At 41.2% G+C, this 10204-nt stretch carries 6 protein-coding genes and 2 rRNA genes; 3 read left to right on the top strand and 5 right to left on the bottom strand.

Annotation, left to right across the window (positions count from 1 at the left end; all coding sequences use genetic code 11):
- Window positions 1-237: 237 nt before the first annotated feature.
- On the bottom strand, window positions 238-4128 hold the full coding sequence (gene purL / locus H5160_RS14900; RefSeq protein ID WP_182737865.1) for a phosphoribosylformylglycinamidine synthase: 3891 nt from the start codon (window positions 4126-4128) through the stop codon (window positions 238-240).
- Window positions 4129-4339: 211 nt separating this feature from the next.
- Between purL and mltF the strand changes: the two genes are divergently transcribed.
- Window positions 4340-5848, top strand: coding sequence for a membrane-bound lytic murein transglycosylase MltF (gene mltF / locus H5160_RS14905; RefSeq protein WP_182737866.1), 1509 nt, complete (start codon window positions 4340-4342; stop codon window positions 5846-5848).
- Between the two features lie 164 nt (window positions 5849-6012).
- Window positions 6013-6180 (top strand): hypothetical protein, encoded by a 168-nt coding sequence (locus H5160_RS14910; RefSeq protein WP_002961076.1) that lies wholly within the window; start codon window positions 6013-6015, stop codon window positions 6178-6180.
- 2 nt (window positions 6181-6182) lie between these two features.
- Here H5160_RS14910 and tadA read toward each other — a convergent pair whose 3' ends face one another.
- Complete coding sequence (gene tadA / locus H5160_RS14915) at window positions 6183-6698, bottom strand: tRNA adenosine(34) deaminase TadA (protein WP_002961078.1); 516 nt, start codon at window positions 6696-6698, stop codon at window positions 6183-6185.
- Window positions 6699-6876: 178 nt separating this feature from the next.
- Between tadA and H5160_RS14920 the strand changes: the two genes are divergently transcribed.
- Entirely contained in the window at window positions 6877-8181 is a 1305-nt protein-coding gene (locus H5160_RS14920; protein WP_033021433.1) for an inosine/guanosine kinase, read from the top strand.
- Window positions 8182-8217: 36 nt separating this feature from the next.
- Here the strand turns inward: H5160_RS14920 and glsB are convergent, their stop codons facing one another.
- The 3 genes from glsB to rrf (H5160_RS14935) form a co-directional block, all read right to left on the bottom strand.
- Entirely contained in the window at window positions 8218-9141 is a 924-nt protein-coding gene (gene glsB / locus H5160_RS14925) for a glutaminase B (RefSeq protein ID WP_002961081.1), read from the bottom strand.
- Between the two features lie 741 nt (window positions 9142-9882).
- Window positions 9883-9997: ribosomal RNA gene (gene rrf, locus H5160_RS14930) — 5S ribosomal RNA — on the bottom strand.
- A 62-nt stretch (window positions 9998-10059) separates the two neighbouring features.
- Window positions 10060-10174, bottom strand: a 5S ribosomal RNA gene (gene rrf, locus H5160_RS14935).
- Between the last annotated feature and the right edge of the window lie 30 nt (window positions 10175-10204).

The raw sequence follows: 10204 nt of genomic DNA on the forward strand, positions 1-10204 counted from the left end.
CAACCTGCATAAATCTTTGATCAATTTAACGAATTAAATTGCACTATAACGTCGTTAAAAGTTTTTTATTTAGAACAACTAGATATAAAAACTTTTGCCTAGTTCTAGCGTAATTTTTTTAACGTTAAATAGACCCCATATATAAGCAGATTGGTATAATCAAAAAAGGCTGCACAATGCAGCCTTTTTTATTTTACAGTAAGATTATGAATCTAACTTGTATAAACGTAAATATAATTAACCTACGTTTTTACGTGCATTACGGAACATACGCATCCACGGGCTATCCTCGAGCCACTCATCTGGGTGCCAAGAGTTGGCAACGCTTCTGAATACACGTTCTGGATGCGGCATCATTACAGTGGCACGACCATCAGTTGACGTAATACCGGTAATACCTTCTGGAGAACCATTAGGATTCGCTGGGTACTGCGTTGTAGGGTTACCGTAGTTATCTACAAATTTAACCGCTACAGTGCCGCTATCAAGCGCCGCTTTAGTGGCTGCATCGTTTGCAAACTCAGCATGACCTTCACCATGAGAAACCGCTATAGGCATACGCGAGCCAGCCATTCCGTTAAAGAACACAGACGGATTCTCTTGTATTTCTACTAAACTAAAGCGTGCTTCAAAACGCTCTGATTTATTAGTTACAAAGCGCGGCCAATGTCCAGTACCAGGGATCAACTCTTTTAACGTTGATAACATTTGGCAACCGTTACATACACCTAAGCTGAAAGTATCTTCACGGTGGAAAAAGTTTTGGAATTGATCTCGTGCCATGTCGTTAAACAAAATAGACTTAGCCCAACCTTCACCCGCACCAAGTACGTCACCGTATGAGAAACCACCACAGGCCACTAAACCTTTAAATTGCTCTAGTGTTAAACGACCTTCTAAAATGTCGCTCATGTGTACATCAACGGCTGCAAAACCTGCGCGATTAAACGCCGCCGCCATTTCTAAATGAGAGTTAACACCCTGCTCACGTAAAATAGCCATTTGCGGTTTAGCACCGGTTGCAATGTATGGCGCTGCTATATCTTCATTTAAATCAAAGTTAAGTTTTACGTTTAAGCCTGGATCTTTTGCATCAAATTTAGCATCAAACTCTTGCTTAGCACACTCAGGGTTATCACGGCGCGCTTGCATTTGATACGTTGTTTCAGCCCAAATAGTACGAAGCTCAGTACGCGTATGATTAAGTACCGTATTTTCGCCACGGTTAAACATAATCGTATCGTCACTGTTAAGCGTGCCAATATTGTGACTAATGGCTGCTATACCATGTTGTTCAAACACCGCATTTACTGCATCTAAATCAGCATTTGCAACTTGAATTACCGCACCTAGCTCTTCGTTATAAAGCGCTTCAATGTCTGAACCTGTTAAAGCTGCTAAATCAACAGTTACACCGGTATGACCCGTAAACGCCATTTCAGCTACTGTGGTAAATAAACCACCATCTGAGCGGTCATGATAAGCAAGTAACTTACTATCAGCCACAAGTGCTTGCATTGCGTTATAGAAGCCTTTTAATAACTCAGGGCTATCAACATCAGGGGTTACATCACCTAATTGCTTATAAACTTGTGCAAGGCTTGATGCGCCCATGCGGTTTTTACCCGCACCTAAATCAACTAATATAAGCGATGTATCGCCTTTATCTGTGCGCAGTTGTGGCGTTACTGTTTTACGTACGTCGTCAACACGACCAAACGCAGTTATAACCAGTGAAAGCGGCGATGTTACTGACTTCTCTTGTGAGTCACCTTCATCTTTCCATGTCGTTTTCATCGACATAGAATCTTTACCCACTGGAATCGTTAAACCAAGCGCAGGACAAAGCTCTTCGCCTACGGCTTTAACAGCTTCATATAAACCAGCATCTTCACCTGGGTGACCCGCTGCTGCCATCCAGTTTGCCGATAACTTAATGTTTTCAAGGCTACCAATATTTGCACAGGCAATATTAGTTAACGACTCTGCCACAGCTAAACGAGCAGATGCACCGTAATTAAGTAATGCAGCCGGAGTACGCTCACCGAGTGACATAGCTTCACCGTGGTAAGTATCATACGTTGCCGCAGTTACAGCACAGTTAGCAACAGGTACTTGCCAAGGACCAACCATTTGGTCGCGCGCTACTAAACCCGTAACTGAGCGATCGCCGATTGTTATTAAGAATGTTTTTTCTGCAATGGTTGGTAAACGCATTAATCGCTGCGCTGCATCTGCTGCATTTATTGATGTGATATCAAGCGCTTTGCCAACAACTTGCTTTGACGTTACATCGCGGTGCATTTTAGGTGCTTTACCTAATAATACGTCCAGCGGCAAATCAACAGGGTTATTTTCAAAGTGGCTGTCTGACACAGTTAAGTGAGGTTCAGCTGTTGCTTCACCAATAACAGCGTACTGGGCACGTTCGCGCTTACAAATTGCTTCAAAGCGGTCAAAGTCCTCTACGCCAACAGCGAGTACATAACGCTCTTGTGATTCATTACACCAAATTTCGTGTGGTGCCATGCCTGGCTCATCGTTAGGGATGCTACGTAATTGGAACTTACCACCACGTCCGCCATCATTAACAAGCTCAGGAAACGCATTAGATAAACCGCCGGCACCTACATCATGGATAAACGCGATTGGGTTTTCATCGCCTAGCTGCCAACATTTATCGATAACTTCTTGGCAACGACGTTCCATTTCTGGGTTTTCGCGCTGTACTGAAGCAAAGTCTAAATCTTCGTTTGACTGACCTGAGGCCATACTTGATGCAGCACCACCGCCTAAACCAATGTTCATTGCAGGCCCGCCTAGCGCAATTAATTTAGCGCCTACAGGAATATCACCTTTTTGAACATGATCAGAGCGAATATTACCTAAACCACCGGCAAGCATAATTGGTTTATGGTAACCACGTACTTCTTCACCGTTATGGCTTGTTACTTTTTCTTCGTAAGTACGGAAGTAGCCTAATAAGTTAGGACGACCAAACTCATTATTAAATGCAGCGCCACCTAGTGGACCTTCTGTCATTATATCAAGTGCGTTTACAATACGACCCGGCTTACCAAAATCGCTTTCCCACGGTTGCTCGTAACCTGGAATACGTAAATTTGATACAGTAAAGCCAACTAACCCTGCTTTTGGCTTAGAGCCACGACCAGTTGCGCCTTCATCGCGAATCTCACCACCAGAACCTGTAGCAGCACCTGAGAATGGCGCAATAGCTGTTGGGTGGTTATGAGTTTCAACTTTCATTAGTATTTCAATGTCTTCTTGATGATACGCATATTCACCTTGCGCATTTGGGAAGAAGCGACCCGCTTTTGAGCCTTTCATTACTGCCGCGTTATCTTTATACGCCGACAATACATTTTCAGGATTTAGCTCAAACGTATTTTTAATCATTTTAAACAGCGATTTTGGCTGCTCTTTACCATCGATTGTCCAGTCAGCATTAAATATTTTATGGCGACAATGCTCTGAGTTCGCTTGTGCAAACATAAACAATTCGATGTCGTTAGGGTTACGTCCTAACTTTGTAAAATTTTCTACTAAGTAGTCTATTTCGTCATCAGCAAGCGCAAAGCCTTGCTCAACATTGGCTGTTGCTAGTGCTTCGCGTCCACCACCTAAAATATCGACAGACGACATTTGGCGTGGGGCATCACTGCGAAACAGCTGAGCCGCATCTTCAAGTTCATTGTGTGTGGCTTCAGTCATGCGGTCGTGCAATAACGCAGTTACTTGTGCAAGTTGTTCTGCGTTTAAATCACCTTCAACATAATAAGCAATACCGCGTTCAACACGGTGAACCTGCTTTAAACCACAGTTGTGGGCGATGTCGGTAGCTTTAGATGCCCAAGGTGAAATGGTACCTGGGCGAGGTGTAACAAGTACAAGTTTGCCAGCTGGGGTATGCTCAGCAATAGTTGGACCGTAAGTTAATAGTTTTTCAAGCTTGGTTTGCTCAGAGCTACTCAACGGCGATGTTAAATCGGCAAAGTGAGCATACTCGGCGTATACGTTAGTGACTGGAAGTTGCGATTGTTGGCAACGCGCTAAAATTTTATTAACTCTGAACTCTGAAAGTGCTGGTGCACCACGAAGGATCAACATAGGTAATTTCATCCGGGGTTAGGGATTGAACGATATTTTAGGCACGCATTATAGTCCAATTAGCATTCAGATTTAACTCAAAATTACGCTTTTCATAAAATTAACTTTTTAGCTTTATTTATAGCCTCTTTTGGTTAATAAAATAAAAGGTAAAGTGACGCGATGGCTTAGTTTTGCTATAACGGTGGCTGGCGAGCTTAAGGGGCACTCAATGTTCAAAGAAAAACTAATAATAATCATTACTTTAGTTATGCTGTTATGTGCATGTGATATGCAAGAGCAGCCAACTCAACTCGCCCAAATAAAAGAACAAAACAAAATACGTGTGGGTACACTTGCAAGTGCTAGTAATTATTATCAAGCCGTTCAAGGTGAACAAGGCTTTGAATATGAGCTATCTCAAGCATTTGCTGAATATCTAGGTGTAGAGCTTGAAATAGTGCCATTTTTTAACTTATCCGATATGTTTGAACGCCTTGAAAGCGGTGATTTAGATTTAATTGCCTCAGGACTTACCTATAATAAAACCCGTGCAGAGCAATACCGTTATGGACCAACTTACAGAACAATCAGCCAAAAGTTAGTTTATAAGCAAGGACGTGTTCGCCCTCGAGAGTTTGCCGACTTAGATGGCAACTTTACTGTTATCGCTAAAAGTAGTCATTCGCTTACTCTGCAAAAAATGAAAAAAAACAATCCAGATCTTACTTGGATAGAAAGCGAAGAGTTTGATGAAGAAGAACTACTTCAAGCAGTTATTGATGGCGAGATTGATTACACACTCGCTGATACACATACGCTATCGTTATTTCGCCGTTATCATCCAAATTTAAGTATCGGTTTTTCTGTTAGTCATAACGACCCGATTGCATGGATACTTAATAAATCAAAAGATGATTCTTTATATTCCTTATTAGTGCCATTTTTTGGCGATATAAAACAGAGTAATCAGCTCTACGTACTTGAAGAAAAATACTTTGGCCACGTACGCCAATTTAACTATGTAAATACCCTTGCTTATATCGAAGCTATCAAAGAAACCTTACCAACATACCAACCATGGTTTGAACAATATGCTGGTAGCCTTGATTGGCGTTTATTAGCGGCACTTAGCTATCAAGAATCTATGTGGAATCCTCGTGCTAAATCGCCAACAGGCGTTCGCGGTATTATGATGCTAACCCGCAGTACAGCAAAACAAGTAGGTGTTACCAACCGCTTAGAGCCAGAGCAAAATATTCGCGGTGGTGGTAAGTATTTAAGTAAACTGATTAAGCGTATACCTGATAGAATTCCTCAACCTGATAGAACATGGCTTGCACTAGCGGCTTACAATGTAGGTTGGGGGCACGTTAACGACGCGCGTATAATTACCGAGCAGCAAGGCGCAAGCCCTGATAAATGGGCTGATGTAAAAAAACGCTTACCGCTGTTAATTAAAAAGCGCTATTACCGTAAAACTCGCTATGGTTATGCGCGTGGCGATGTAGCGGTTAAATATGTTGATAATATTCGTCGCTATTACGATGCACTTGTTTGGCTAGATGAGAATAATGCTATTGCTGTAGAGTCTGAGCCAGAACCAATCACAGAGCAGAGCACTGATACCGAGCCAAACTTAAATGAAGAAAGTGACGATAAAAGTAACAAATATGAAGCGCAAACAGAAAAACAACAGCCTATAATTGAGCCCGAACTACCAAGTGAAAACAATAACTAAGATTTATATAGGTATCAGTTTTTTGAGCAAACCAGTAAGCAAAATTTAAGTAAATTAAATATCTGTTTACTTGTCATCAAATGATCACTAATGTGTATTACTTGTATATTATTATTTTATAAGATATACCCTGCGCCTTTCTCACTCTTGCATTAGGAGAAAACATGCTAAAACGTAGACGCACACAAAAATTAAAACGCAATGTGATTTATTCAACAGCCACACGTCGTCGTGTTATGCTAAGAAAACTGCACAAAAAAATCATCTGGCGCCGCCGAATGTTTGCTATGCAGCAAATGGCTGAAACAGAAATAGAGCCAATCGCTAGTTAACTCTAGCTAGGTTTATTTATTTGTTCATCACGAGCAGCTTTCTTAGCTGCTTTAATTTGCGCTCTTCTACGCTTAAAAAAATTCGAAATAGTATCACCGCATTGCTGTGCCAAAACACCACCGCACACCTCAACTTGATGATTTAACCTCGGCTCTTGTAATAAGTTCATAATTGAACCTGCAGACCCTGTTTTAGCATCGAGGGCACCAAATACTAAACGCTTTATTCTGCTATGGACCAACAGTCCTGCACACATAGAGCAAGGCTCTAACGTTACATATAGTGTGCAATCAATTAAGCGATAATTATTAAGTACTTTTCCAGCTTCTCGCACTGCAATCATTTCCGCATGGGCTGATGGGTCGTTATCCGTTATTGAGCGGTTGTACCCCACTGAAATTAGCTGGTTATCTTTTACTACAATTGCTCCAACCGGAATTTCATCAAGCAACTCTGCTTGCTTTGCATACAAAAGCGCTTGCTCCATCCAGTAGGAATCATTAAATGGCTCGTTCATTCTTTCTACTTAAATAACTTTTTATGCTGTAATTATACCTAGTTAGCACTCTAAAGTGCGTCATTCATTACTTTATTGCAAAAATAAAACGATATTTACCTGTTTGTAATGGCTCACTAGTGTGGATTTACGCTATAATCTCACGCTTTTTTTATTTAGCTCACAACACGGGTAGCAAATGAAATTTCCTGGACGCCGCAGGCATAAACATTATTTTCCAGTGGAAGCCAAAGATCCACTTACTAATCAACTTAACGCAACAGAGCGATTACAACGTAGTTATATTACGGGTATCGATCAGATCGTTGTTGATATAGAGGCAAAAGTTGATCAAGCTTTCCTTGACGAATTTCAACTACGTAGAGGTATGTCACAAGTTATTGATAGCGACATAACGAACGCCTTATACGATCGTTTAAAATTAAACGATATGGTTGATTTTGAGTTTGCCGGTGGGACCATTGGTAACACTATGCACAACTACTCTGTACTTGCAGATGATCGCTCAGTTTTATTAGGCGTAATGAGCGAAAATATAAAAATAGGTAGCTATGCTTACCGCTTTTTATGTAATACCTCAAGCCGTGTAGATTTAAACTATCTCCAACCAGTAGATGGGCCTATAGGTCGTTGTTTTACATTAATTGATGAAACCGGTGAGCGTACTTTTGCGATAAGTGCGGGCCTAATGAATCACTTACGTCCTGAATCTATCGATAAAAACCTTATTGAAAATTCATCAGCATTAGTGATCAGTGCCTACCTCATGCGTACGCAAGGTAGTGAAACGATGACTGAAGCGACTATGCAAGCGGTAAAATACGCTAATGATGCAGGTGTGCCAGTTGTTCTTACACTCGGAACTAAATTCTTAATTGAACAAGACCCGACCTGGTGGGCAAACTTTGTTGAAAAGCATGTTGATATTCTTGCTATGAACGAAGAAGAAGGGTTAGCTATTACAGGTTTTGAAGACCCTCTTCTAGCTGCCGATAAAGCACTTGATTGGGTAGATTTGGTAATTTGCACCGCTGGCGAAAAAGGCTTATTTATGGCCGGCTACGTAGACGAAAGCTTAAAGCGTGAAACCGAATATCCGTTATTACCAGGCGCCATACCTGATTTTAATCGATACGAATTTTCACGTGCTATGCGTAAAACCGAGTGTGATGAGCCTATCAGAGCATATAGCCATACAGCCCCATTTATGGGTGGACCTGATTCAATCAAAAACACCAATGGTGCAGGCGATTGTGCTTTAGCGGCTGTGCTACATGACTTATCAGCAAATGTTTATCATAAACTTAATGTGGCAAACTCTGCTAAGCATCAGCAACAAGCTATTACTTACTCGTCACTATCGCAAATTAGTAAATATGCTAACCGAGCTAGTTATGAAGTGTTAGTTCAGCACTCTCCTCGTTTATCTCGCGGTTTACCAGAACGCGAAGACTGCTTAGAACAGGTTTATTGGGAACAATAATAACGGTGGGAGCAATCATTGCTCCCTATCAACTTCCTAAAAAATAGAAATATCGAGCTTTTTAGATAGCAGTTCCAACGCTGCAATTCCTGCAACCGAATTACCAAACGAATTAAGTCCCGGAGAATAAACAGCTACCGTAAACTTATTTGGTAACACGGCTAAAATAGTCCCTGACACTCCCGATTTACCTGGCATACCTACTCTGTAACCAAAATCCCCCGCAGCATCGTATAAGCCACTGGTAAATAATAGCGAATTAAGCTGCTTATTTTGACGGCTACTTAAAACACGATCGCCCGATCGATTATCAACACCTTTATTTGCTAAAAAATTATAAGCTTTGGCTAATTCAATACAGTTGAGCTCAATAGAACAAAAGTTAAAGTAAGACCATAAAACATCATCGACTTCATTTTCAAAATTACCAAACGACTTCATTAAATGTGCCATAGCAGCATTACGATGCCTAAATTCATACTCAGAATTAGCGACTTTTTTATCAATCACTATCCCTCTATTACCAGCTAACAACCTAAAGGTCTCGAGCATAGAGTGCATTGGTGCAGATAAGCGGCTGTATAACGCATCACACGTTACAATTGCGCCTGCATTTATGAAAGGGTTACGAGGAATCCCTTTTTCAAACTCAAGCTGTGTAAGCGAATTAAAGGCAGTACCTGAAGGCTCCTTTCCAACTCGATGCCAAAGTTCATCACCATAACGTTGCAGTGCCATAGTAAGTGTCATAACTTTTGAAACAGACTGAATGGTAAAACGTTGAGAGCAATCCCCCGCACATACAGTCTTACCATCAGTTGTATAAATAGCGATAGAAAATTGCTCAGGATCGACCTCTGCAAGGGCTGGTATATAATCAGCTACTTTTCCTTGTGATAATAAAGGGCGTACTTCATGTGCTATTTCATCAAGCACCTTTTGGTAATCAGCTGTAGGCAAACTAGACCTCTATATCATCATTCATAAAAATTGGATTTTAGCACGCGCGAATAAACGCAACTAGTTTTGTTGTTGAATTTAATGGGGGATGTTTTTCTTAATTTAAAAAAGCAAAAAACGTCACATTACTGTAACGGGTTTCTCTTAATTAAATCTTGGTAATATCGTAGTGCCACAGCGGTGGAGAGCCACATAGCAAATGCTACACTATCTTTGTGTCGGGGCGTCCTTCTGCGGGGGCTCGCCCTAGAACTATTTTATTTCGCCACTGAGTTCGGCATGGACTATTTACAAAATTTCAAAAAGCAAAAACCCGTCACATTACTGTAACGGGTTTCTCTTAATTAAATATTGGTAATGTCGTAGTGCCACAGCAGTGGAGAGGCACATAGCAAATGCTACACTATCTTTGTGTCGGGGCGTCCTTCTGCGGGGCTCGCCTTAGAACTATTTTATTTCGCCACTGAGTTCGGCATGGACTATTTACAAAATTTCAGAAAGCAAAAAACCCGTCACATTACTGTAACGGGTTTCTCTTAATTAAATATTGGTAATGTCGTAGTGCCACAGCGGTGGAGAGGCACATAGCAAATGCTACACTATCTTTGTGTCGGGGCGTCCTTCTGCGGGGCTCGCTTTAGAACTACTTTATTTCGCCACTGAGTTCGGCATGGACTATTTACAAAATTCCAAAAAGCAAAAAACCCGTCACATTACTGTAACGGGTTTCTCTTAATTAAATCCTGGTAATGTCCTACTTTCACATAGCAAATGCTACACTATCATCGGCGCTGTTTCGTTTCACTACTGAGTTCGGTATGGGATCAGGTGGGTCCAAAACGCTATTGTCACCAAGAAAATTCTTTTCAATTTTCTTATTTTAATTATTAAGGTTAAAGTCCTTCGACTGAATTTGAAGCCTGGTAATGTCCTACTTTCACATAGCAAATGCTACACTATCATCGGCGCTGTTTCGTTTCACTACTGAGTTCGGCATGGAGTCAGGTGGGTCCAAAACGCTATTGTCACCAAGCAAATTTGGGCGTTAATACGTATTTCTGCG

The organism is Pseudoalteromonas sp. SG43-4 (assembly GCF_014164325.1).
Classification (GTDB): Bacteria; Pseudomonadota; Gammaproteobacteria; order Enterobacterales; family Alteromonadaceae; genus Pseudoalteromonas; species Pseudoalteromonas distincta.

Coding starts and splice junctions, on each gene's coding strand:
- purL (WP_182737865.1), bottom strand. CDS start 4,128: ATGTTGATCCTTCGTGGTGCACCAGCACTTTCAGAGTTCAGAGTTAAT.
- mltF (WP_182737866.1), top strand. CDS start 4,340: ATGTTCAAAGAAAAACTAATAATAATCATTACTTTAGTTATGCTGTTA.
- H5160_RS14910 (WP_002961076.1), top strand. CDS start 6,013: ATGCTAAAACGTAGACGCACACAAAAATTAAAACGCAATGTGATTTAT.
- tadA (WP_002961078.1), bottom strand. CDS start 6,698: ATGAACGAGCCATTTAATGATTCCTACTGGATGGAGCAAGCGCTTTTG.
- H5160_RS14920 (WP_033021433.1), top strand. CDS start 6,877: ATGAAATTTCCTGGACGCCGCAGGCATAAACATTATTTTCCAGTGGAA.